The organism is Cyanothece sp. BG0011, from assembly GCF_003013815.1.
Lineage (GTDB): Bacteria > Cyanobacteriota > Cyanobacteriia > Cyanobacteriales > Microcystaceae > Crocosphaera.
Genome location: NZ_PRLH01000109.1, coordinates 1 through 23,869, shown reverse-complemented (window position 1 = coordinate 23,869; position 23,869 = coordinate 1). Strand labels below are relative to the sequence as shown.

The window sequence follows — 23,869 nt, the reverse complement described above, 5'->3', positions numbered from 1 at the left end:
AAATTAACAAAAAAACTAGCAACAAAAATATAAACCGGTAAAAGCAACAAAACAACGCTAGAGAGGGCAGACATGATTAACATTGATGCAAATTTTAGTAGACTCAGTCAAGTTTCTAGGATAACCCTGAATTAAAGAAGAATTCATGTATCCCTAGAGAGAATTTTAACAATTTATCGCAGAGTTGATTGAGAATGTTGCGCACATGGGTTTTAAGGGCTTGATTCGGTTCCTAGGGTAATGTACAATTTTTCTGCCAGATCAGCATTGTTACAACTGTCTTTTGGCATAGGGTTACGTTATATCTAGGCGAATGTTATAAGAGTACCATGAAAAGTCCCTGTTTAAGATGAGCGTCAACTGCTTCTAAGCAAAATTAGGAAGTAAGATGAGGTTTTCGCTTTAATTTACCCTAAAATTCTTATTTTTAATAGTAATTGTTTATAGTAGATAGGTTCATATTGTTGGGAGCATTTGTTTTTGAATAAACTAACCCATCTTTCTTAAGTAATAAAAAAAAATTAACGGTTTATCAATGAACCTAACCTACGAAAGATGGTAGTAGGGTTGCATTTTTGTTGTGATAATAATAGGAAGTTTCAGTTAAGTGTGTTAGAGAAATAAATCAATCTTTTTTCTATCAAGTATGTGGTGTGTGAGTAGCAATATTAACTGTTTTCCTAGAAACGAGACGGAGGTCATTTATGAAATTATTAAATAATAAACAGAATGTAAAAAATACTGGTGTTATCGGTTTAATTAGTAGTATTTTTGTCGGAATACCTTTGATAGCCTTACCAGCATCTGCTCAAATCATTATCCAACCTATCTGTCCAGGATTATATTACGAGGAACCTTGGAACGATATCATTGAACCCCCTGAAGGTTGTCCGGCTAACGAAAAAGAACTTTATACAAGTCAGGCAGAACTTTATGACCGGGAACCTGATCTTGATGATTATGAAGCTTATGATCGTGAACCTGATCGCGACGATTTCCAAGTTTACGATCCTGAACCTGATTATCTCGAACCCAATTACCGAGTCGTTCCCCCTCTTCCTGAGGTACTTAATGATCCCATCGCTTTCGTTAATCCGACTAACGATGGTACCGTAGACATTAAAATTGATAACGATACTAATTCCTTGGTAACTTATCAAGTATTAGGTCATACGGATGAAAGATGGTTAGAAGGTAGAGAAGAGATCCTGCTCACAAATGTTCCTACCCCAGTAACCGTCACCATGATTAGAGAAGATAATGGTTTATTAGAATTTATGACCAGTGGATCTGACTCAGATTACTTGCACGTTACTTTAAACGAAGATCCTACCTTTGATGATGTTCAAGGTGTCTTACGAATTCAACCTTCTGGGGAAGTATTCCTACAATAGTCGGTCATTCACTCTCCCACTTCGGGGGAGTCTTCTTTTGCATCCTAATGAAAGGTTAAAAATTGTGTGGCTTCTTCTACACAAAGAGGTTTACTAAAATAGTATCCTTGCATAATTTGACAATTGAGAGTCTGCAAAATCTCTAATTGCTGTTGAGTTTCCACCCCTTCAGCTACCACTCTCATATTAAAACTTTTTCCTAAAGAAATAAGCGCAGAAATCAAGGTGGTATTTTCAGGATTTTCGTCGATGTATTTGATTAAAGAAACATCGATTTTTAGGGTATCGAAAGGCATTTGATGTAAATTACTAACCGCTGCATAACCAATGCCAAAATCATCTAAACAGACGTTAACTCCTAATGTTTTTAATTCTCTTAACACTTCGTTAGTGAGTTTGATATCTTTCAAAATAATCCCCTCAGTAATTTCTATTTCTAACCATTGAGGATCAAGTCCCGTCAAGGTTAACGCTTCATCAACCAGATCAACTAATTGAGGATGATGAAATTGAGACATAGATAAATTAATAGAGACTAACACCGATGCTAATTGATTAGTTTGCCATATTTTATTTTGTGTGCAAGCCTTCTCCAAAATCCAACGGGTTAATGGTACAACTAATTCTGTTTTTTCTACCCAAGGTAGAAATTCTTTAGGAGGAACTAAACCATATTGGGGGTGATTCCAACGAATGAAGGCTTCCATGGCTTCTGTTTTCAGGGTATTATGATTGAGTTGAGGTTGATAATATAAACATAATTCTTGATTGGTTAATGCTTCGTAAAGTCGTTTTTCAACCTGAGAAAAGTTTGTATTCTTTTTATTTAAGTTTTTATTGATAATACTATGGTTGCCGTTTTTTTTATGATGAATCAGTTGAGTTTCGGCATAGTTTAAAAGGTCTTGGGGAACTTGTCCGTTTTTCGGATAAATAGCCATTCCTAAATGAGTGACTAAGGATTGAGTTTTGTCTTTAACAGTGAAAGGATATTTTAGTTCTTTAAGAATACGTTGAGTAATTTTGTATAAATTGTCAGCTTCTTTGATATGGGGCAATAAAATGGCAAATTCATCCCCTCCCCAACGAGATATAATGTCCCCAGTTCTAATGCAATTTTTTAAACGTTGGGCGATCGCTTGTAAAAAATAATCTCCCATTCGATAGCCAAAACTGTCATTAATTTTGCTAAACTGTTCAATATCTATCAGAAAAATAGCTAAACAATTTTCATTTCGTTTGGCATTAGTTAAAGCAATGTAAAGATACTCATTAAAAAGAATACGATTCGGTAATTCTGTCACGGGATCAAGATAAGATTCTTCTTGAAACGTATCATCATTACCACTGTCTTTAAGGGGAGAATTTCCTAAAATATAAGTAGATTGTTGACTAGGATTACCTAAATATAAGGTTGGGACTTGGTTAATGGGTTTAGATGTGGATTTTTTTGATTGCTTATTCGATTTTTTATCAATAAAACTTTCTGAAATCGTAGCTGGTGAAACCGTATGATAACTGGCATTAACCTCACAACCAAAATTAATTAAATCCCCGTCTTGTAGTTCATGAATTAAACATTTTTCTCCATTAATAAAAATACCATTTTGGCTTTTTTTCCCTTCTAAATCTCCATCTATAATCCAAAAAGAATCTTGATTCGTTTTTCGATTAAATTTTCTAATTAAAGTAGCGTGTTTTCGAGAAACTTGTTTAGAGTGAATGATAATCGAATTACTAGAATGTCGTCCTAAAGAGTATTTGGAGTCTTCTAAAGAAATAGTACGACGAGCATTACTATCCTCAAGAACCAAAATATAACGATTTTCGGGGTTTTTATGGGGGTAATTCATTATTTATCCCTATTTGGCATTCAGTTTAATCTTTTTTCTTGGGTATTAACCCTTGAGTCTTCACTTCCTTCTCCTCAAACTTGACTTAAAAATGTCGTTGCATCGGTAGATTCGAGGGGACGACTAAACCAAAATCCTTGAATTTCTTGGCAATTTAATCGTTGTAAAAATTCTAACTGTTGTAAGGTTTCTACCCCTTCAGCGATCACCCTAAGATCAAAGCTTTTCCCTAAAGCAATTATAGCAGAAATGATAGCAGTATTTTTAGGATTATTTTGTACGGTTTTGATAAAAGATTGATCAATTTTTAGCGTGGTAATGGGAAATTTTTGTAAATACCCTAAAGAAGAATAGCCGGTTCCAAAATCATCTAAAGAAATTTGTACCCCTAAGTCTCGCAATTTTTGTAAAGTTTCTTGGGAAAAATCAATGTTTTCCATCATGGCGGTTTCTGTAATTTCTAACTCTAAAAGATGCGGATCTAATTTGGTTTCTTCTAAAACTTGGGTAACAATATTAACTAAATTAGGTTGTTGAAATTGTTTGGGAGATAAATTAACGGCCACAGGAATGGGAGATAATCCTTGTTCTTGCCACGCTTTATTTTGCTGACAAGCTGTTTTTAATACCCAGATACTAATAGGAATAATTAGGTCGGTTTGTTCCGCTAAAGGAATTAATCTCACAGGGGAAACATGACCTAATTCTGGATGATACCATCGTAACAGCGCTTCCATTCCACTAATTTTATGATTGCTCAATTTTAGTTGAGGTTGATAATATAAAGAGAAGGATTCTTCTTCTAATGCTTGATATAAAAGGTTTTCTAATTTTAATAATAAAGAGGCTTTAGAAGTCATGGTTGAACGATAAAAACGGTAATGATTTCTTCCCCGTTCTTTCGCCCGATAAAGGGCTGCATCAGCATTTTTTAATAAGCTTTCTGCGTCTTCACCATCTTGAGGATAAATAGCAATACCAATACTGGTTTTAATATATAATTGATGTCCTGAAATTTCAAAGGGTTTCTTCAGATCATCAAGGATACGTTGGGCTAAATTAATGGTATCTTCTGGACTATTAATTTGAGGTAATAATAAGGTAAATTCATCCCCTCCCCAACGAGAAACAAAATCATCATTTCGCACACAAGAACTTAATCGCTGGGCAAAGTTTTTTAGTAATTGATCTCCAATTTTATGACCTAAGGTATCATTAATATTTTTAAAAGAATCTAAATCTAGAAAAAGTAACGCCATTAAATTGTTATTTTTCTTAGCTTCGATTAGAGCAATTTCTAATTTTTCATCAAAGTAATTTCGGTTCGGTAAATCCGTCAATGTATCATAAAAAGCACGATATTCTAAGTTTTTTTCCGCCTGTTTTCTCGCGGTAATATCAAATAAATAACTTCTAATCAGTTGATGTTCTGATAAATAGTGAACATATTGTTCAAAAATATCAGTCCCAATGATGACTTCTCTTAATAATAAATTTCCTTGAATATTGTGAACTTCTGATAATAAACCTGCTAAAATAGGATGTTTTAATTTCTCTTGTCCAATGGTTTTAAACTTAATACTCGCGGCTGGATTAAGATAAGTTAAATTGCCAGTAAAATCAATTTCAATAATAGGATTAGGACTTAATTCAGGAAAAGAAGCCAACCGAATCAAATCATCGCGATCGCGCCCTTGTAAACTCTCCTCATTAATGATCGTGGACTTATTATTCTCATCAGCAATCATGGTTTCCATGATTGCATCTTCTTCTTGTTGTAATTGCCCTGGATCAAGAGGATTAAATAAATCAATATCTAAGGCCGTCGAAATAATATAATAACTAACCTTAGCTTGAGGTCCAAAAATGACCACATCACCATGTTTTAAATTATGAGATTCTTTTAACTTTCCATTAATAAGTAAACCATTGGTACTACGATGACCTTCTAAATCTCCGTCAATAATCCGATAAGAATAACTATCTAATCGGGGGGTTAATCTAACTCGGACAATGGTGGCATGACGACGGGAAACAACTTGCTCATAAATAACAATATCATTACTCGATTCTCGGCCAACGCTATAGGTTGCTTCTTCTAAAGCAATAATGCGTCGGGCCTTTTGATCCTCAATAACAAGAATATGACGAAAGGATGATAGGGTGTTCATCACAGATACACAAACAAGGGCTATTTCTATTATTCCCAGAAGTGTCTAGAAACTAACCATCTATCATCGGTAAAGACATAAAATTTGCAGAATCTATATAATTGTTCCTCGTAATTTTACTGAGGAGTTCGGTCGCTTCTTTGGTGGGTAAAGGACGACTGAACCAATAACCCTGAATCTCGTTACAATCGAGATCCTGTAATATTTTCAGTTGTTCAGAGGTTTCCACTCCTTCAGCAACAACACGCATATTAAAGCCCTTGCCAATGGCTAAAACAGCAGAAATTAACCCCAATTCTTCCGAGGTTCCCCGTAAGTCTCTGATGAAATCTTGATGAAGTTTTAAGGTACGGAAAGAAAATTGTTTGAGATACCCTAAAGAGGAAAAACCGCGGCCAAAATCATCTAAAGCAATACGAACCCCTAAATTTTGCAGATCCTCTAAGGTCTTACGGGCTAAATTTAAATTTTGTCGCAAGGTTAATTCTGTTAATTCTAATTCTAACCACTGGGGATCTAACCCTGTCTCATCGAGAATGCTGGCCACCACCGTCGCTAAATGGGGTTGTTGAAATTCCCTTGCCGACAAATTCACTGTGACAGGAATGGGGGGTAAACCATCTTTTTGCCAAGATAAATTTTGCTCACAAGCGGTTTTTAAGACCCATTTACTCAAATGTAAAATCAGATTTGTTTTTTCAGCTAAGGGTAAGAATTTTTGGGGCATAATCATGCCGAAAGCGGGGGTTTCCCACCGTAATAAGGCTTCCATCCCCACAATTTTTCCGGTTTTATATTGCAGTTGAGGTTGATATTCGAGAGAAAATTGTTTCTTTTCTAACCCTTGATGGAGAAGGGTTTCTAAGCGTAATAACAGTTCAGCTTCTGCGGTTAAATGAGGACTATAAAATTGATAGTGGTTCTTTCCTTGTTCTTTGGTGCGATATAAAGCTGTATCCGCATTTTTTAATAACCCTTCTGCATTGTCTCCATCTTGAGGATAAATGGCAATGCCAATACTACATTTAATTTGGAGACGATGTTCATTAAAAATAAAAGGACGTTGTAGGGTTTCAAAAATACGTTGGGCTAATTTAACCGTATCTTCCGTATTTTTAATCTGAGGTAATAATAAAACAAATTCATCACTTCCCCAACGGGTTACCGTATCTCCGGCACGAATACAAGCACTTAATCTTTCCCCAAAACTTTGTAATACTTGATCCCCCAGAGAATGGCCTAAGGTATTATTAATATGAGTAAAAGAATCAATATCAATAAACATCACCGCCAATAAATGTTCATGGCGTTCGGCATGGGCTAAAGCAACCCCTAATTGTTGTTTAAATAATTCTCGGTTGGGTAAATTCGTCAGGGGATCGTGCAGCAGTTGATATTGTAATTCTTCTTCGGCTTGTTTTCGTTCACGAATATCCCGAACCACTAAACATAAAACGTCTTGTCCTTGATAGGTAGTCAGGCTAATTTGACCAGCCACCGCTAGTAAGGAACCATTTTGATGACGGTGAAACGATTCTTTAATAATATAGGGATGATCAGAGGTAATTTGTGCTAATTCTTCATTAAAAGTATCCCGTTCCGTTTCTAATAATTGATACAAATTACAGCCAATAATTTCAGCACTGCTATAGCCTAATAATTGACAATAAGCTTGATTGGTTTCAATAATATGTTTCGTATCTGGATTAATAACTAAAATCCCTTCTGTGGTTTGTTCAAAAAAGAATCGATAGCGATCTTTTCCGGCGGTTAACTTGGATTCTCTTTGACGATATTTGGTGATTTCAAATAAATAACTTCTTAAACATTCAGTTTCTTTGAGATAATGAATGTGTTGCTCAAAAAAGGTTTGCTCAACTTGCACTTCTCTCACAAATGAAGTTCCCTCGGTCGGGGTTCGACTGCCAATGAGATTGTGGAGAACCGGATGAAAGGCTTGTAATTTCATTAAGTCAGGAAACTTAATTTTAGCAGCCGCATTTAGATAGGTAATCTGTCCTTGAAAATCAACTTCTATAATGGGATTGGGATTAGAATCCGCTAAAGACGCTTGGTTTTGAAAAGGGTCTGACTCTTTATTTTTCCCACGACTACTAAATGCCATGGTGTTAGAGGGTTCATCCTCTTCATCCTCATCTTCTAAGAAAATTTCATCAAGAGAGGCAAAGTGATCCTCACCAGGGATATCATTTAATGGCAAACAAGTGTCACTCACTCGATTCTGTGAATCTGGATCTTTGAGTAAATCCAGTTCAGCCGAATCAGCAATAATATGATAATTGGCTTGAGATTGATTACCAAATCGAATTAAATCCCCTGGGGCTAAATCATGGGATAAACAATACTTTCCATTCACAGCAATGCCGTTGGTACTTCTTTTTCCCTGTAAATTGCCATCAATGATACGGTAACAAGGTTGGTCATTGTTATTACCATCAATTTTTAATAAAGTAGCATGATGACGGGAGACTTGGCGATCGTACAACAAAATATTACTATTAGGATCGCGACCAATAGAATAGGTATTATTCGTCAAAGGAACAATACGTCTCGATTGTTGATCGGCGATTACAAGCAGGTGGCGGACTTCTGAGGCATTACTCATCACAGTTTATCGAGAGTAAAGATTTATATTTATAATATTCCCGAAAACCTCAGTAAAATTAACATCATTCTCAAGAGGATATTTGGCCATCATTTGACCTAATAATCAATAAAGTAGGGGGTAGATAACAGAAGTTAAAAACCTAGTTAATACTCTCTAAACTTACTCATAAATTGTGCTATCATGCTTTTATGAGTAAGTTAACCATATCAGAAGCCGCTAAATTAAAAGGCGTAAGCGTATCGACGTTAAGACGTTGGGAGTCCGAAGGTAAATTAATACCTGAAAGGACAGCCAATGGACATCGACGGTACACTGTTTCTCAGTTGCTTGGAGTTAAAGAAAATCTCTCTTATACAGTTGGTTATTGTCGGGTTTCTAGTCATGACCAAAAAAAGGATCTAGAACGTCAAAAAGAAGTTGTTGAACTATTTTGCGCCCAAAATGGTTGGCAAGTTGAAATCATAGACGATCTAGGTTCAGGACTTAACTACAACAAAAAAGGATTAAAGCGATTAATCAGATTAATTGTTGATAGTAAAGTTGAGAGATTAGTTGTAACCCATAAAGATAGGTTACTTAGGTTTGGTAGTGAATTAATCTTTAGTTTGTGTGAACAGTTTGGCACAGAAGTTGTCATTATCAACCGAACTGAAGATAGTACATTTGAAGAGGATTTAGCGCAAGATGTCTTAGAAATCATTACAGTGTTTTCAGCAAGATTATATGGTTCAAGAAGCCACAAAAATAGAAAAATTGTAGAGGAGTTAAGAGACGTTGCTACTCGGATTCAAGACTGAATTAAAACTAAATAATCAACAACGTTCATTGTTAGCTCAACACGCAGGAACAGCGCGTCATGCCTGGAATTGGGGATTATCTTTAACTAAGCAGATTTTAGACCATAATAGAACCAATCCTGATGATAAAATCAAGTTTCCTACTGCTATTGATTTGCATAAATGGTTAGTAGCCTTAGTAAAATCTAAGCATGATTGGTATTATCAAGTTTCAAAGTGCGCTCCTCAATGGGCGTTAAGAGCTTTAGCTGATACTTGGAAAAGATGCTTTAAAAAGATAGCTAACCCCCCCAAATTCAAGAAAAAAGGTAAGCATGATAGCTTTACTTTAGATGGAAGTATTAAATGTGATCATCAAAAGATAAAAGTCCCTGTGATTGGTTGGCTTAAAACCTATGAGCGATTACCTTATGGATATAAACCAAAATCTGTCACTATCAGTCAAAAAGCTAATAGATGGTTTCTTAGTTTTAAGATTGAAGTGGAACAACAATCAACAGATAAAATTGTTGGCGTAGTAGGCTGTGATTTAGGGGTAAAATCTCTGGCAACTTTATCAACAGGCGAAACATTTGAAGGAGCTAAAAGTTATCGTAAATATGAGAAGAAACTAAGCAGACTTCAATACTTAGCTCGACATAAAATCAAAGGTTCTAACAACTGGAAGAAGGCACAAAGACAAATACGATCACTGCATTTTAAAATAGCTAATATTCGTAAAGATACATTACACAAACTCACTACTTATTTAGCCAAGAATCACAGCAAGATAGTAATTGAGGATCTAAATGTGTCAGGGATGATGGCTAATCACAAGTTAGCTAAAGCTGTTCAAGATATGGGTTTTTATGAATTCAGAAGACAACTTGATTATAAAACGATAGTTTATAATTCTGAATTAATAATAGCTGATAGATGGTTTCCAAGTTCTAAAAAATGTTCTAATTGTGGACATATTAAAGAAACTTTATCTTTAAGTGAACGAGTTTTTGAGTGTGAATTATGTTCTTTTAAATGCGGACGTGATCTTAACGCCTCATTTAATTTAGCGTCTTTGGCGGTGAGTTCCATCGTGTCACCTTGTGGACTGGTGAGTGCCGACACCGCCTGAATGAAGCAAGAAGTTAACATCAAACCCACCAATAGGTAGGTTTGAGTAAGTTTAACGGAACGGTTAAGATTATAATGACAACAGCAATGATTTAATGTGGGGAGGGACACCGATGAATTCAACTCAAAGGGATCTCAAAGAAAACCGCTTCGCGGGGCGCCAAATCCCAAAACATCTTGATAAAATTCTCTTTGCAATAGCTAGTATTTACTCTCTATTAGCATTAATGTGGGTGTTTACTCAAATATCCGATCAAGACAAACAAAAAGCCGAAAATGTTAAGCCATCTCCTGCTGATGCTCAATTTATCGCTTATCTACAACAGTCTTTAAATGTTCTTAACCAACCCGCCACCGAAAAAAAATTAGTTACCCCCGAAGACAAAGAACCCTCTACCATAGCAGTTAAACCCCCTTCTCCTCCCACCCCACCCAAGGTAATAGAACGGGTTTACGTGCCAATGTATCCCCCCCATCAGTCCAATTCAGCCCCTTCTAACCTACAACCCCCTTCCCCTCCCACCCCTGCACCTCCCTCGTCTCCTTCTACCACGTCTCAACCCTCCAGTGTTCCCGTATTAACCCCTAAGCAAAACACTTTTTCGGTTCCCCCAGAAGTGGCAGCTAATGGTCAACTGCCCCAAGATACGGGCCATCAATTAGTGGGGGTTTTGGAGTCAGGACAACAATCAACCGCTATTTTTACCTTTAATGGGATTAGTCGACGGTTTGAAATTGGGGAAGCAGTAGGTAATAGTGGTGGTATTCTGATGGGAGTGCAAAATCAAAAAGCCATTATCTATCACAATGGACAGACTAAACACATTGAAGTGGGACAAGGGTTTTAATTTAGAGTTTAGAATTTATTAATTGCTATATGAGTATTTTTGATGATTTCAGTCGCTTTCTAGAAACACGATTAGAGGAATTTTTGAAAAATAATCCTCATCTAGAATTACAAGCTCTTTTAGAACAATTAAGGGAACAAGAACAAGAGGCTTTAAAACTAATTATTGAAAAAGAAGGGCAAAAAAAGCGTTTAGAGACTGACATTCTCTCCTTAGCTGAAGAAATTCAAAGTTGGCATCAACGAGTGGCAAAAGCTCAAGCGGCTGGACGCTTAGATTTAGCTCAACGGGCCCAAGAAAGAGAAGCGGCTCTATTACGTCAAGGCAATCAATTATGGGGCCAAATGGAAGGAGCCAAACAACAAATTGCTAACGGGAAAACCTTATTAACTCAAATTCGACAGCGAAAGGAAGAAATTCAGACTAAAGCAAGACAAGCTCAAGCGGCTCAAGGGAAACCTAATTATGATACCAAAGGATGGAATCAAACCATTAACTATAGTGTCTACAATAAGGCGACTGACCCCCTAGAAGCAGAGTTTCAAAGGTGGGAATTAGATGATGAATTAGATCAACTAAAACGGGATCTTTGAGCATAGTCTAAACGGCTTTTTTGGCAAGTCAAGAAACCCTGACATTATAGGTAGTACAAATTCTAGTTCTTTAAGTTATAATATATTTATGTAAACAATCAGGGGAAATTTATGCGAATAAAATCATGGGAATCCCCCCGTAAAATGAATCGGCGTAACGATAAAGGCCGTCTAGCATCAGCAAGATTAAGACAGCTAAAAAAACGCAACAAGCAATTAAAACAGGAGCTTAAAAACGCTGCTGTTGATAATTGCAGCCATTAAAGAGTTAGGACATTAAGTATGAATAGCAAACGAAAAATTATCGAATCCATTGAAGAGATTCCTGAGTTTATATTAACTGTATTATTAAATTGTATCGAATTAATAGAGAGTCACGAACAGTATGAAGTTCCTGACTCTCTATTATTCAGTGAGTTTAGTTTAACTAAAGGTTGGTTGAGTGAAGATTGAAAATAAACATGGTAAAGTTCATAAAATGATAAATAACGTTAGAATTTTCGATTGACTTCCTCAAGTTCATTACGATACTTTTTTCAACGAAATTAGACTTTTGTGTATCAGCCATAATAGTAACATATAGCACTAAGCATTATGGTTAGGAGATTTCCCAGTCCTCAAACCCTTTTACAGCCTACCATTGCAAAAAAGCCTATCTTGAGTGTTTCTTTCCTTTGCCGAGAGCCTGCACTGAGGGAAGTCGAAGTGACAGCAAATTAAACACTCGCTATTGCCCATTCCCCAGTGCTGAGCACTATAGATAAAAATATTAAATGGCCAGGTCTATATCAAACGGAAAATTAGACTATTCAAGCAACTCCATAACCTGTGTAGGGACGTTTATAAGGTGGATGGAGTCCAAGGACTATATCTTCTTGAGGAATACCCATTTCGATTAATTTTTGACCCATATCAATATCAGTTGCATTATGCTGAAGCCAAATTTTTCCCTCCTTAATATCAAAATGTAAAACAGTATAGTAAACTCTCTCTAACCCTTTCCAGCCAACTCGCATGAGTTGATAATGATCTCTAATTAAGTCAAAAAATAATTCATTTTCTACTTCTTCGTTACGAGGTTTATATTGACTATATTTTTCTAGTAGAGTCTGAATTGAAGAACGATAATATTCTAATTTATCCATTGGACAATTTCCTCCGTTACAGGTTCATAAATAATGAGTTTGAGTTGATGACGTTGGATAGCTATCTGAGCTAAACGACTCTGAAAAAAAGTTTGATAAGCTTCAAGGGGAATTGCTAGATATAGTAACCGTTCTGGTTCATTTAGTTCTAGTATAATTTTATAGTTCAAAAACTGCCCCAAGGCTGTATGAAAATCACTAATAGCAGATGTACTGAGAAAGCTTTTAATTTCAACAGCAATTTTTTCTGTTCCCTTTTGTGCTGCGATCAATCTTTCTGCACCTAAGTCAATTTTAACGGTAACTCTTTCTAATTCTAATTCTAAGGGATCATCAGTGATGAGCCATTGCTCTTTTTCTAAACCTCGTTTAACGGTTTCATGGAAAAAATCTCTTGCAGCCATCTTATTTCAAGCATACTAAATAAACTATTCCGTTAAGCCATGTTTTAAAGCAAACCGCACTAATTCTGTCCGACTATTTGTCCCCGTTTTGCTAAACAAACGACTGACATATTTTTCGACATTCCTCACACTTGTCTCTAAACGGGCCGCAATTTCTTTATTCATTAACCCTTCTGCAACCAAGTCTAAAACACTTTGTTCTCTGGGGGTTAAATCAATTTTTATCGGGGATGGTGTGGTGGTTAAAGTGTTTTGTTGTTGGCCGAGTTGTTGTTTTAATTCTCGTATTTCTTGGGCAATTTCTTCTAATTTTGCGGAGTCAGTGGTGGTTTTTTCGTTTGTTTTGCGCCGTTCTAATAAATTCTTAACAATTGCTTCTAATTCTTCCGGGTCAAACGGTTTCGGTAAATAAGCATCACAACCAGACTGATACCCTTTAATGCGATCGGAGGTCATTCCCCTAGCGGTTAAGAAAATAACAGGAATTCCCTCAAATCTAGGGTCATTTCTTAACTTTTCTAAAAACTGATAGCCATCGACTTCTGGCATCATAATATCAGAAATAATCACATCAGGGGTAATTTTTTCTAATATTCCCCAAGCATCCGTTGCATTACTGGCAACTTGAACCGTTAACTCTCCACTATATTCTAAATAAGCTTGTACCGATTCTCTAACACTCGGTTCATCATCTACTAATAATATTGTTGCAGAATCACTCATGATTTTGGTTTATTTATTCTAATTTTAATTGTCATCTACAGTAACCGCATTAACCTCTATTGTCTCACCTTCTGGAGAATCTTCTACCGTAACTTGATTTGGGTTTTGTAATTTTTCTACTACCATTGAAAATAACTCTGTTATTAGTAATGTCAATAGCACAAAATCATCGATTTGTCCAGCAATAGGAAAGATATCAGGAGAAATATCAAAAGGACTAACAAAGTAGACTAAGGTCCCCAAAATTACCCACCAACGATATTGAGGATGACGAATTACTTGACGATACCAATCATAAACAAATTGTAAAGGAAATTTCATGGGGCTGACTAATTGTTGTCTAAATTCGGAAGTTAATGTTGTTTGAAAACTTATTTTTATTATAACTTATCAATAATTTTTAAGTTGACAAAGTAGAGACGTTTGATTAAACATCTCTACATAAATATTAAACCGACAGCAATTCTTGTTCTTCTTCTGAAGAATCATCATTGAGCAAACCAATTAATAAAGACGCTGGAGGTTCCTTATAAGGCCAAGCAAAGGCATGACGAAAGGCGGCATCTTGACAAGCTTGTAACTGATGAAAATCAATCACATCTTGAGTCAAAAGATTTTCAAATTCAAAGGGTAAACGAACATTATGAAGTCCAGCATTATCCGTACAGATAGCAATATCAACCCCGGCATCAAAACAGCGATCAAACACAGTTTTTAACTGGTATAAATCCTCTAAGGTGCCGGTCTTTAAATAAGTGGTCGGACACACTTCTAAACATTGATTCGCTTCAGCTAATTGGGGTAATAGTTCAGGATACTTTAAAGGAATTTGGATACCGTGGCCAATTCGCATTAAATAGGGTAATAATTCAGGATAACAACCCTCTGGGGTTTCATAAACATGGCCAGTGGTTTTTAATCCCAGCGATCGCGCGTATTTATAGAGATCAATAAACTCATCTAACCGTTCTCCATAATGGGAGTCACCCCCGGCCACATCGATCGCACAGACATAGTCTCGCATTTGTGCCGCTAAATCAACGATCGCCTTATTGACTTCATAGGGTAAACGGGAGTGCATACAAAGAATTTGACTAATGATAATCGGATATTCTTTGACTTGACTAGCTTTCCCAACGATCTCGACAATATTCGTCATTGCCTCAATTCTTTGAGACTGATTAAGATGGTCTGGAGTGCGAAGATAGGGGGTATAGCGTAATTCTAAATAAGCCAAATTTTCAAAAATATAAGCCCCACGAATTAAGCGATAAATGAAGTAGGGAAGGGTTTGTTCGGTTTGTACACTTTCGACTAAAGTATGGAGTTCTAAATACTCATCCAGGGTGTTTCGTTTGCGGGTATAAAATTCTTCAAATCTAGGGTATTCAGGAAACCGTTGCGCCATGTCTGGGTTATGACGCTTGAAATATCGCCAGAGAATGCGAGGAACCACAGAACCTCCGAGATGACGATGTAAGTCCGCGTAAAGTGCCACAAAAACCTCCTGGTGCTGTATATTAAGATTTATTTTATAGCGATTAGGAAGGGAATGTTACAAATTAGGAAACATAAAGGACAAACTTGAATTCCCTTGATAAACTAACTCATAGAAAACAAAAACCTTTAAATTTTGACCATAAGCTTAAAATAGTCTTAAAGATTAATGATCTCTGTCTATATTCTCACCTATAACGAACAAGTGGATATTGCCGAATGTATTGAGTCGGTAATTGCCTTATCCGATGATGTGATCGTGGTTGACTCCTATAGTAGCGATCGCACCATAGAAATTGCCTCCCGTTACCCTGTCAAAATTGTTCAACACGAATTTGAGAGTCACGGAAAACAACGGACTTGGATGCTCAAAAACATCCAAACTAAACATAAATGGGTCTATATTTTAGAAGCAGATGAACGCATGACTCCAGACTTGTTTGCTGAATGTGTTGCCGCCAGTCAAAGCAAAGAAGCGGTGGGCTATTATGTAGCAGAACGGGTGATCTTTATGGAGCAATGGATTCGTCACAGTACCCAATACCCTCGTTATCAAATGCGTTTATTTGAAAAGGGCCAAGTGTGGTTTGGAGACTATGGCCACACGGAACGGGAAATTTACACCGGGCCTGTGGACTTTCTCAAAGAAACCTACCCTCACTATACCTGTGGGAAAGGGTTAACCCGTTGGATTGAAAAACATAATCGTTATTCCACTGACGAAGCCAAAGAAACCCTCTATCAATTAGAACAAGGGGGTGTTAATTGGAAAAAATTATTTTTCGGGGCCACAGAAGTAGAACGCAGACGGGCCTTAAAGGATTTATCTTTAAGAATACCGTTGCGTCCCGTTGTCCGTTGGTTTTATATGTATTTTATTTTAGGGGGAATCTTAGACGGTAAAGCAGGGTTTGCTTGGTGTACCTTACAAGCCTTTTATGAATATCTCATCCTCTTAAAAGTGGATGAATTGAGAGAAACTAACTTAGAATCTCCCTATCCTAATTCCTTAAAATATCCAGATCCCGAAGAATCGGCTAATCCCTCGGAATCCTTATCTTTATAGGAAGTTACCCACACTAAAAGATTGTTTTTTTTCCTGAAACTCTTTTTTCTCGTTAGCTGGGGGATATTTGGGCATTAACCATTTACCAAATTGGGCATAAAGTGCCGGAATTACTAATAAAGTTAAAGCCGTAGAAGTAAATAAACCGCCCAATACCACAATCGCTAAAGGTTGCAAAATTTCATTACCGGCACCGGAAGCAACGGCTAACGGTAACATTCCTAAAGCAGAGGTTAAAGCGGTCATTAAAATGGCATTAACTCGGTCAAGAGAACCCTTAACAATGACATCTTTAAGACCCATTCCTTGAGCAAATTTCCTGTTGTAATTATCCACCAGTAATAACCCATTACGAACTGCCACCCCAAACAAGGTAATAAAGCCAATTAAAGAGGCAATAGATATCACTCCACCAGTGAAAATAATCGAAACAATACCCCCCACTAAAGCTAAAGGTAAATTAATCATAATAGCGATAGTGGCCGGGAAAGATTTAACGGAAAAGAACATCAAAATAGTAATAAGAATGGCCGCTAAAATGCTATACACCAACAGATTGTTAGTGGCATTTTGTTCTGCTTCAAACTGACCTCCATATTGAATAAAATAACCCTTGGGTAACTGTACCTGTTGATCAATGGTTGCTTGAATATCGGCCACCACACTGCCTAAGTCTCTCTCAGCAACATTGGCAGACACCACAATTAAGCGAGAAACATCTTCACGGTTGACCACATTAGCCCCCATACCATAGGTTACCTTAGCCACAGAACTTAGGGGAATCATTTGTCCTGTAGGGGTAGAAATAGGAATAGAACCAATAGCATCTAAATTATTTCGTGCTGATGGGTCTAAACTAACATTAATATCAATTAATTGCTGATTATCGGGTATTTGAGCAACAACTTGACCATTCAATGCCGTTTCTACCACCTCAGAAATGGCCTTCATGGTTAACCCATAATTAGCGGCTGCGCTGCGATCGTAATGTATTTGTACTTGACGAATAGGTAACTGAGGTTCAAGCTGTAAATCGACAATACCTTCTATGGGTTCAATAGCATCTCGTACTTGTTCCCCCACCTGACGTAATTCTATCAAGTCAGGACCAAAGATTTTAATAGCGATCGCACTTCTCACCCCCGATAATACTTCATCCATGCGATGGGAAATAAACCCCCCAATATTAGGCGCAACCCCAGGCAGTTTTAAAAACGCTTCCCGTAGCTGTTTAACGCTGTTCTCACGGTCTTTTAGGGCAAGATCACTCAATTCGATATCCACATGGGCCATACTCACCCCTGCCCCGTCTGCATCCCCTGGCGTACGGCCGGCCCTTACTTGTACCCATTCATACAAAGGATTATCCTTAAGGGAGTTATAGAGTGCCATTCCTGCCCGGTTGGTCATATCTAGGGATACCCCAGGAAATAACACCATGGAGTTAACCATTGATTTTTCCTGAAATTCTGGTAAAAAGACTCGTCCTAAACTGGGAACAATGGCAAAAGTAGCAACTAATGCAGCTAAAGCGCAACAGAGAATAATTTTCGGTAATTTTAGGGAAAAATTCAGTAAAGGACGATAAAGCCTCATTACTAAACGAGAGATGAATGTCCCATCTGGGGGTAAGGTTTGATTCGCTAATAAAATGGCACACAGGGCAGGAGAAAGAGTCATCGCTACTAAGGTAGAGGCAGCAATAGACAATAAATAAGCCAACCCCATCGGGGCAAAAATTCGCCCTTCTACCCCCGTTAAACTAAAAATAGGGGCAAACACCACAATAATAATCACGGTAGAAAAAATGACCGCCAGTCGTACCTCAACGGAAGTATCATAAACCACTTGAAAGGGATGTTTTGGGTTATTTTTAGCTTGGTTGCGACGGAGTCCCCGATAACAGTTTTCCATATCCACAATGGCATCATCTACCACGGAACCAATGGCAACCACTAACCCCCCTAACGTCATGGTATTGATACCCAAACCAAAGGCTTTCATAAACAATAAACCGATAATTAAAGATAGGGGAATGGCACTGAGAGTGATCATTGCAGTGCGCCAGTTCATCAAAAATAGCAACATAATCACCGAAACGATGATTATCCCTTGTATGAGAGAACCGCTAACATTACGAATGGCAGCATCAATGAAATTAGCTTGACGAAAGGTTCTGGCAATGTTTACATCCGCAGGAAAAGTAGGTTTTAAACTAGCGATAACGGTTTCAACTGCTTTTGTGACTGTGGGGGTATCCACATCCGGCTGCTTATTAATCATCATCACTACCGCCGGTTGCCCGTTAAAACTAGCATCGCCCCGTTTTAATGCTGATCCGGTTTTTACCGTTGCTACATCTTTGAGCAAAATGGGTTCACCGTCTTTAACTTTAACTACCGATGTTTGTAAGTCTTCAATAGACTGTATTTGTCCTATTCCACGAATTAATAATTCTTGGCCTCCTCCAATGAGAAAACCCCTAGGAGCGTTGGAATTAGAGCCTTTCGCTGCTTCGGTGACATCTGTAAGGGAGATATTAAGCGATCGCAATTTTTGGGGGTCAACTAATACCTGTTCTTGTCGTTCATCTCCGCCATATACCGTCACTTGAGAAACCCCTGGAACAGACAAAATTTGATTACTAACGGTTCCTTCTACCAAACGACGTAACTCCATTAAAGAGGTTTGTCCGTTGACGGTAAAAGCGTATTGTAAAATCGTGCCTAATGGGGAAACTAAGGGGGAAATTTCAGGGGGATGGGCATTTTCGGGGAATTGACTACTGATTTGTTGTAGTCGTTCGGTCACTGCTTGCCTAGCTTTGTAGATGTCTGCATTTTGGTCAAATACGACTTGTACCATCGATAAACCGACTTTTGAGGATGATCTCACGGTAGTTACCCCTGGTAAGCCATTAACTGCACTTTCAATGGGTACGGTAATTTGTGCTTCTATTTCTTCTGGGGCAAGTCCGGGGACTTCTGTTTGAACATCCACTTGTGGGGGTGCAAATTCAGGAAACACATCTAAGGGCATTTGAGTAATATTAAAAACGCCCCATAAGGTGATTAAAATTGCACCAATAACAATTAACCATCGTTGGCTAATTGAGCTTTTTATAATCTGATTAAGAAGGGAATTCAGCATTTTAAAAATTAATATTAGTAGGGGCTTATATTTTGTAAGGTGGGCAAAGTTTTCTACATTTATGAATGGTTAAGATAAATCTTAGATTTACCCACCCTACGGTGTTATCAAAAATCAGTAGTAGGATGGGTTAGACGGCGATAATTTATGATGAGACAAAGAATCTAAAAATCCGTCGTAACCCATCAATTTAGTTAAAATGATCTATATAAATCAAGAATTTTTCTTTTTGCCACCGCTACCCATAACCGCTAATGCACCAGGCCTATTTAATGAAACATCCCGATCGCATTATTTCGGGGAGTAAAATTCGCAATCAATTATGGGATCTTGATGCTGAACCCATGAGTAATGTGGTTGCTGCCCAAATGCGTTTAATTAGACGAAAATTAGCCAGTTATAACTGTATTTGTCCCATTGAAACTATCCGAGGACAAGGATATCGTTTTAACTCAAATCTTGCCCTTTCTTAAACCTTATCTTACGGATTAAGTTATGATATGAAATAAGATGCTAGGTAACAAATATCAATGACAACAGCGATTGAGATTGGAACATTAATTACCCATTCTGATGAAATTAAAAACGGTCAACCGATTATTACTGGAACAGGGGTTACCGTTAATCGGATTGTTAGTTGGTATAAACTCGGTTTAACACCAGAAGAAATCCTCAACAGAATTGGACACCCTCGCTTAAATTTAGCAAAAATTTATGCGGCTTTAAGTTATTATCATGCTAATCAAGAACAGATAGAAGCTGAGTTGTCCACAGAATTAGCAGAAGCAGATAAATTTGAACAGGAATGGTTACAATTTAATGGATCAAGCCTTATTATCTGCTTTACGGGCAAGAAATGTAGATGCTATTAGTGCTGCAGATGCTGATATGTTAGGGGTTAGTGATTTAGAACAATTAGATTATGCTACATCAAAAAAAAGAGTTTTATTCTCTTTCAATCGTAGAGATTTCTATCGTTTACATAGTCAATATTTAGCTGAGGGTAAAAGTCATCAAGGGATCATTTTGGCAAAACAGCAACGATATTCTATCGGTGAACAACTAAGGCAAATTCTCGAACTTGTGAATAGTAAATCTGAGGCAGAAATGATTAATAATATTATCTTTTTAAGCTCATAACATCAAAAAAGTCTTTATTAAATGAATGAAAACCTCTCAATTATTCCGTCATAGTCGTCTTAGGTTAGCTGTTTGGTACACTTTGGTAATGGGAGTTATTTTAAGTTTATCGGGGTTAGGAATTTATCGATCTTTAGTTCAGTCTAATTGGAAGGCAATGGAGAGGGAAATAGAGTCAATTGCAGGAACCCTTCATGACAGTTTAGAACCCATGTTACCCCCTTCAGAAAACCCGACAACGGTATTAAAGCGTATTTTGCCAGAATTGTGTTTAGTGGGACAACCTTGTCATTCTAATCCGAGTTTAATTGAAAGACATACCACAGGCATCAGCGATCGCAATACATACTATCTTCGTCTGTTTAATCATCAAGGTAAACTATTAGCATTTTCCCCTAATCAACCGGATAATTTATCTCAAACTTTAAACCCTGAACCCTGGCAAACGATTACAAATAATGGCATTCGTTATCATCAATTTACCATTATTTTACATAGTTCTGATACCCATGATTTAGCGGTTAATTCCTCTTGGGGTTATTTACAACTGGGACGTACATTACAACCTTTTGATGCTGAAGTCCAACGCATACAAATCATTTTAATGCTTGGGTTTCCCCTGGTTTTGACCTCAGTTATCCTATCCAGTTGGTTTCTTTCAGGGTTAGCGATGCAGCCTATTTATAAATCCTACCAACAACAAAAACAGTTTACTGCAAATGCAGCCCATGAATTGCGATCGCCTTTGGCCAGTCTTTTAGCCACCATAGAAGCTATTTTAAGAATACCTCCTTCCCAACCCCAAGATTTAACCAAGATGCTGCATACTTTAGAGAGACAAGGAAGACGGTTAAGTCATTTAGTCACAGATTTATTATTTTTAACCAGTCTTGAAGGACAATCATCGTCCAAAGGGTTTCAATCTTGTTGTTTAAATGATTTAGTCAGTGATTTGATTGAAGAATTTTCAGAACTTGCTACAGTGGCTAAGATTGATCTCATTGAACAAATTCCTGATGAGGAAATTTATGTTTTAGGAGATGAGTCTCAACTGTACCGTTTAGTCTCAAATGTAATCGCTAATGGGATTCAATATACACCCAAAAAGGGTCAAGTTTTCGTTAGTCTAAAGACAAAAGAAGACACTGCATTAATTAAAATAAAAGATACCGGCATTGGAATTCCTCAAGAAGCACAAAAACGAATTTTTGAGCGATTTTACCGTGTGGATAGCGATCGCAACCGAAAAACCGGAGGAACTGGCTTAGGGTTAGCGATTGCCCAGGCCATCGCCCATCATCATCAGGGTGATATTACCGTTAAAAGTCAAGTGGAAAAAGGCAGTTTATTTATCATTTCTCTACCCTATCGAGGCAGTATCATAACGTAAATAAGCTTCAATAAAGGAATCTAAATTACCATCCATCACCCCATTAACATCCGTCGTTTCTACATTGGTTCGTAAATCTTTGACCATTTGATAAGGATGAAAAACATAATTACGAATTTGATTACCCCACGCAGCGTCTACCATATCCCCTCGAATTTCTGCAATTTCTTGGGCCCGTTGTTCTTGGGCAATAATTAATAGTTTAGCCTTCAATAAAGCGAGGGCTTTTTCTTTATTTTGCAGTTGAGACCGTTCTTGGGTACAACGAACTGCAATACCGGTAGGAACATGGACAACTCTGACGGCCGTTTCTACCTTATTAACATTTTGTCCCCCCTTTCCCCCGGAACGAGAGGTACTAATGTCTAAATCTTTATCGGGAATATCTACCTTAAGATCATCTTCTTCTAACATCGGCATGACTTCTACGCCAGCGAAACTGGTTTGACGCTTACCATTGGCATTAAACGGAGAAATTCTCACCAGTCGATGGGTTCCTTTTTCCCCTTTTAAATAACCAAAGGCATAACGGCCCTCAATTTCTAAAGTCGCTGATTTAATGCCGGCTTCATCCCCTTCCGAGAGTTCCGTCATCATTACCTTGTATCCCTGTTGTTCTCCCCAACGGGTGTACATTCTGAGAAGCATTTGCGCCCAGTCTTGGGCATCAGTCCCCCCGGCTCCAGCATTGATGGTTAAAACTGCCCCTTTGGTGTCGTAAATCCCGGATAATAACTGTTGTAATTCCCAGCGATCGAGATTATGGTTAAGTTGAGTAATGTTCTCTTGAGCTTCTTGACGCAGAGTGGTGTCGTCTTCGAGTTCCAATAATTCAGCGATCGCTTTAGCATCCTCTAACTGATGACACCATTGTTGATATTGTTCTAATTGGGATTTGAGATCGTTTAATTCTTGCAGAATCCGTTGAGCCGTTTCGGGATCATCCCAAAACTGGGGTTGGGCCGCGGTATTTTCTAGGTTTTTAATGTTTGCTTGAAGAGCGGGCAAGTCAAAGGTAGTCCTGGGTTTTCCCCAGGCGCGAACCAATTAATTCAATTTCTCGTTTCAGTTCTGTTGTTTCCATAAACTCCTAAACTATCTAAAATCGGAAGTTGTTAAAGTTGTTATTGTTATTATCACCCCCAAACACTCTATTATTAGGTAAACTAATAATGAAGTTACTCAAGCCTAACACATCACGAATGGGCTGAGTAATGACTCGAAAAGCAGCTAATACCTTACCTAATAGGGTTCGACTGACAACAATCACATCTTCATTTTTTAGGGTAACATATTGAGTCACATCGAGATTTTCTACGGTCTGAATGGGATTCAACCCTTGGGTTACCACTTTACCCTGTTCAGGATCGAATCTCAGTAACGTCACTTCTTCTTTGGTAATCAAAGGAATACTCGGTGGTAACGCGGCTACTGCATCTAAAAAGGTACTTCCACTCCGAAGGGTAATATTACGAACGGCTAAACCAATGGGCGCGATTGGTAAGAGAACACGGACAATAATGGTGGGTTGGACTAAATTGGTTTTAGCAATTAAAGTTTGATCATAGTCCTTTTGTCCTGGATCGAGCTTAGAAACAATAATGGTGTCCCCTCCCTGTAAGCGAAATGAGGGTAAACGAGTTCCTTCGATTAATGGGGTGTACAAATCCACTCGTTCTTCGAGTACCGTTCCATCGACTAAAGGACGGCGAACAATAATTGATCGCAAGTCCGCTTCTGGGGTACTGCCACCTACTCCTGTGATCACATTATTCAGGGTGATCCCTGGGGCAAAAAAGTAATAACCTGGGCGACTGACTTCTCCTAAAACCGTTAACTGAACGGGACGCGGGCCTGAAAGAACTGCAATGACTTCGGGAGGTTCTTGCAAATAACGCTGTCCTAATTCATAGGCCACTTTTGTTTCTACTTCATCTAAGGTCAGTCCGACAATGGAGA

General features: G+C 37.7%; 22 protein-coding genes and 1 pseudogene. 12 read left to right on the top strand and 11 right to left on the bottom strand.

Annotated elements, in window-relative coordinates:
- Positions 1-704 precede the first annotated feature (704 nt).
- A complete protein-coding gene (locus C4E06_RS14730) occupies positions 705-1,394 on the top strand; it encodes a hypothetical protein (protein ID WP_107668753.1) in 690 nt (229 codons plus the stop codon).
- Between the two features lie 44 nt (positions 1,395-1,438).
- Here the strand turns inward: C4E06_RS14730 and C4E06_RS14725 are convergent, their stop codons facing one another.
- From C4E06_RS14725 to C4E06_RS14715, 3 genes are all read right to left on the bottom strand, one after another.
- Positions 1,439-3,247, bottom strand: coding sequence for an EAL domain-containing protein (locus C4E06_RS14725; protein WP_107668752.1), 1,809 nt, complete (start codon positions 3,245-3,247; stop codon positions 1,439-1,441).
- 74 nt (positions 3,248-3,321) lie between these two features.
- Positions 3,322-5,418, bottom strand: coding sequence for an EAL domain-containing protein (locus C4E06_RS14720; protein ID WP_198648700.1), 2,097 nt, complete (start codon positions 5,416-5,418; stop codon positions 3,322-3,324).
- A gap of 52 nt (positions 5,419-5,470) precedes the next feature.
- A complete protein-coding gene (locus C4E06_RS14715) occupies positions 5,471-8,044 on the bottom strand; it encodes an EAL domain-containing protein (RefSeq protein ID WP_107668750.1) in 2,574 nt (857 codons plus the stop codon).
- Positions 8,045-8,235: 191 nt separating this feature from the next.
- Here C4E06_RS14715 and C4E06_RS14710 point away from each other — a divergent pair, with 191 nt between their 5' ends.
- The 6 genes from C4E06_RS14710 (at position 8,236) to C4E06_RS27970 (ending at position 11,848) form a co-directional block, all read left to right on the top strand.
- On the top strand, positions 8,236-8,844 hold the full coding sequence (locus C4E06_RS14710) for an IS607 family transposase (RefSeq protein ID WP_107668749.1): 609 nt from the start codon (positions 8,236-8,238) through the stop codon (positions 8,842-8,844).
- Complete coding sequence (locus C4E06_RS14705) at positions 8,822-9,955, top strand: RNA-guided endonuclease TnpB family protein (RefSeq protein WP_107668748.1); 1,134 nt, start codon at positions 8,822-8,824, stop codon at positions 9,953-9,955. Before C4E06_RS14710 ends, C4E06_RS14705 begins: the two co-directional genes overlap by 23 nt.
- A 112-nt stretch (positions 9,956-10,067) precedes the next feature.
- Positions 10,068-10,802, top strand: a complete 735-nt coding sequence (locus tag C4E06_RS14700) for a hypothetical protein (RefSeq protein ID WP_107668754.1) — start codon at positions 10,068-10,070, stop codon at positions 10,800-10,802.
- 29 nt (positions 10,803-10,831) lie between these two features.
- Positions 10,832-11,395 carry a TIGR04376 family protein gene (locus C4E06_RS14695; RefSeq protein ID WP_107668747.1) on the top strand — a complete coding sequence of 188 codons (564 nt, stop codon included), beginning with the start codon at positions 10,832-10,834 and terminating at the stop codon, positions 11,393-11,395.
- Positions 11,396-11,506: 111 nt separating this feature from the next.
- Positions 11,507-11,659 (top strand): hypothetical protein, encoded by a 153-nt coding sequence (locus C4E06_RS27975; RefSeq protein ID WP_198648699.1) that lies wholly within the window; start codon positions 11,507-11,509, stop codon positions 11,657-11,659.
- An 18-nt stretch (positions 11,660-11,677) separates the two neighbouring features.
- Positions 11,678-11,848, top strand: coding sequence for a hypothetical protein (locus C4E06_RS27970; RefSeq protein ID WP_198648698.1), 171 nt, complete (start codon positions 11,678-11,680; stop codon positions 11,846-11,848).
- 356 nt (positions 11,849-12,204) lie between these two features.
- Here C4E06_RS27970 and C4E06_RS14690 read toward each other — a convergent pair whose 3' ends face one another.
- The 5 genes from C4E06_RS14690 to C4E06_RS14670 form a co-directional block, all read right to left on the bottom strand.
- Positions 12,205-12,540 (bottom strand): XisI protein, encoded by a 336-nt coding sequence (locus C4E06_RS14690; RefSeq protein ID WP_107668746.1) that lies wholly within the window; start codon positions 12,538-12,540, stop codon positions 12,205-12,207.
- Complete coding sequence (locus tag C4E06_RS14685) at positions 12,528-12,944, bottom strand: XisH family protein (RefSeq protein WP_107668745.1); 417 nt, start codon at positions 12,942-12,944, stop codon at positions 12,528-12,530. The genes C4E06_RS14690 and C4E06_RS14685 overlap by 13 nt, the downstream gene beginning before the upstream one ends.
- Positions 12,945-12,968: 24 nt before the next feature.
- Entirely contained in the window at positions 12,969-13,667 is a 699-nt protein-coding gene (locus C4E06_RS14680; RefSeq protein ID WP_107668744.1) for a response regulator transcription factor, read from the bottom strand.
- A gap of 24 nt (positions 13,668-13,691) precedes the next feature.
- On the bottom strand, positions 13,692-13,988 hold the full coding sequence (locus C4E06_RS14675) for a YkvA family protein (protein ID WP_107668743.1): 297 nt from the start codon (positions 13,986-13,988) through the stop codon (positions 13,692-13,694).
- Positions 13,989-14,115: 127 nt separating this feature from the next.
- On the bottom strand, positions 14,116-15,165 hold the full coding sequence (locus tag C4E06_RS14670; RefSeq protein ID WP_107668742.1) for an adenosine deaminase: 1,050 nt from the start codon (positions 15,163-15,165) through the stop codon (positions 14,116-14,118).
- 168 nt (positions 15,166-15,333) lie between these two features.
- On the opposite strand from C4E06_RS14670, the gene C4E06_RS14665 reads away from it, so the two are divergent.
- The gene (locus C4E06_RS14665) at positions 15,334-16,230 is read left to right on the top strand and encodes a glycosyltransferase family 2 protein (protein WP_107668741.1); all 897 of its coding nucleotides are present in this window, start codon (positions 15,334-15,336) and stop codon (positions 16,228-16,230) included.
- Here C4E06_RS14665 and C4E06_RS14660 read toward each other — a convergent pair.
- The gene (locus C4E06_RS14660) at positions 16,225-19,380 is read right to left on the bottom strand and encodes an efflux RND transporter permease subunit (protein ID WP_107668740.1); all 3,156 of its coding nucleotides are present in this window, start codon (positions 19,378-19,380) and stop codon (positions 16,225-16,227) included. The two genes, C4E06_RS14665 and C4E06_RS14660, sit on opposite strands and share 6 nt — an antisense overlap.
- 263 nt (positions 19,381-19,643) lie before the next feature.
- Between C4E06_RS14660 and C4E06_RS14655 the strand changes: the two are divergent.
- From C4E06_RS14655 to rppB, 4 genes and pseudogenes are all read left to right on the top strand, one after another.
- Positions 19,644-19,853 (top strand): annotated as a pseudogene (locus tag C4E06_RS14655) (winged helix-turn-helix domain-containing protein); the annotation flags it as partial.
- Positions 19,854-19,910: 57 nt separating this feature from the next.
- On the top strand, positions 19,911-20,252 hold the full coding sequence (locus C4E06_RS14650; protein ID WP_107668739.1) for a DUF433 domain-containing protein: 342 nt from the start codon (positions 19,911-19,913) through the stop codon (positions 20,250-20,252).
- On the top strand, positions 20,200-20,520 hold the full coding sequence (locus C4E06_RS14645; RefSeq protein ID WP_107668738.1) for a DUF5615 family PIN-like protein: 321 nt from the start codon (positions 20,200-20,202) through the stop codon (positions 20,518-20,520). The genes C4E06_RS14650 and C4E06_RS14645 overlap by 53 nt, the downstream gene beginning before the upstream one ends.
- 25 nt (positions 20,521-20,545) lie before the next feature.
- Positions 20,546-21,910 carry a two-component system sensor histidine kinase RppB gene (rppB, locus tag C4E06_RS14640; RefSeq protein ID WP_107668737.1) on the top strand — a complete coding sequence of 455 codons (1,365 nt, stop codon included), beginning with the start codon at positions 20,546-20,548 and terminating at the stop codon, positions 21,908-21,910.
- Here the strand turns inward: rppB and prfB are convergent.
- Together prfB and C4E06_RS14630 are read right to left on the bottom strand one after the other, a co-directional pair.
- A protein-coding gene (gene prfB / locus C4E06_RS14635; protein ID WP_107668736.1) for a peptide chain release factor 2 occupies positions 21,881-22,994 on the bottom strand; the annotation gives its coding sequence in 2 pieces (ribosomal slippage) (positions 21,881-22,921 and positions 22,923-22,994; 1,113 coding nt in all). The genes rppB and prfB overlap by 30 nt on opposite strands.
- A gap of 15 nt (positions 22,995-23,009) precedes the next feature.
- A partial coding sequence (locus tag C4E06_RS14630) for a polysaccharide biosynthesis/export family protein (protein ID WP_107668735.1) occupies positions 23,010-23,869 on the bottom strand: 860 nt, incomplete at its 5' end.

Coding starts and splice junctions, on each gene's coding strand:
- C4E06_RS14730 (WP_107668753.1), top strand. CDS start 705: ATGAAATTATTAAATAATAAACAGAATGTAAAAAATACTGGTGTTATC.
- C4E06_RS14725 (WP_107668752.1), bottom strand. CDS start 3,247: ATGAATTACCCCCATAAAAACCCCGAAAATCGTTATATTTTGGTTCTT.
- C4E06_RS14720 (WP_198648700.1), bottom strand. CDS start 5,418: ATGAACACCCTATCATCCTTTCGTCATATTCTTGTTATTGAGGATCAA.
- C4E06_RS14715 (WP_107668750.1), bottom strand. CDS start 8,044: ATGAGTAATGCCTCAGAAGTCCGCCACCTGCTTGTAATCGCCGATCAA.
- C4E06_RS14710 (WP_107668749.1), top strand. CDS start 8,236: ATGAGTAAGTTAACCATATCAGAAGCCGCTAAATTAAAAGGCGTAAGC.
- C4E06_RS14700 (WP_107668754.1), top strand. CDS start 10,068: ATGAATTCAACTCAAAGGGATCTCAAAGAAAACCGCTTCGCGGGGCGC.
- C4E06_RS14695 (WP_107668747.1), top strand. CDS start 10,832: ATGAGTATTTTTGATGATTTCAGTCGCTTTCTAGAAACACGATTAGAG.
- C4E06_RS27975 (WP_198648699.1), top strand. CDS start 11,507: ATGCGAATAAAATCATGGGAATCCCCCCGTAAAATGAATCGGCGTAAC.
- C4E06_RS27970 (WP_198648698.1), top strand. CDS start 11,678: ATGAATAGCAAACGAAAAATTATCGAATCCATTGAAGAGATTCCTGAG.
- C4E06_RS14690 (WP_107668746.1), bottom strand. CDS start 12,540: ATGGATAAATTAGAATATTATCGTTCTTCAATTCAGACTCTACTAGAA.
- C4E06_RS14685 (WP_107668745.1), bottom strand. CDS start 12,944: ATGGCTGCAAGAGATTTTTTCCATGAAACCGTTAAACGAGGTTTAGAA.
- C4E06_RS14680 (WP_107668744.1), bottom strand. CDS start 13,667: ATGAGTGATTCTGCAACAATATTATTAGTAGATGATGAACCGAGTGTT.
- C4E06_RS14675 (WP_107668743.1), bottom strand. CDS start 13,988: ATGAAATTTCCTTTACAATTTGTTTATGATTGGTATCGTCAAGTAATT.
- C4E06_RS14665 (WP_107668741.1), top strand. CDS start 15,334: ATGATCTCTGTCTATATTCTCACCTATAACGAACAAGTGGATATTGCC.
- C4E06_RS14660 (WP_107668740.1), bottom strand. CDS start 19,380: ATGCTGAATTCCCTTCTTAATCAGATTATAAAAAGCTCAATTAGCCAA.
- C4E06_RS14650 (WP_107668739.1), top strand. CDS start 19,911: ATGACAACAGCGATTGAGATTGGAACATTAATTACCCATTCTGATGAA.
- C4E06_RS14645 (WP_107668738.1), top strand. CDS start 20,200: ATGGATCAAGCCTTATTATCTGCTTTACGGGCAAGAAATGTAGATGCT.
- rppB (WP_107668737.1), top strand. CDS start 20,546: ATGAAAACCTCTCAATTATTCCGTCATAGTCGTCTTAGGTTAGCTGTT.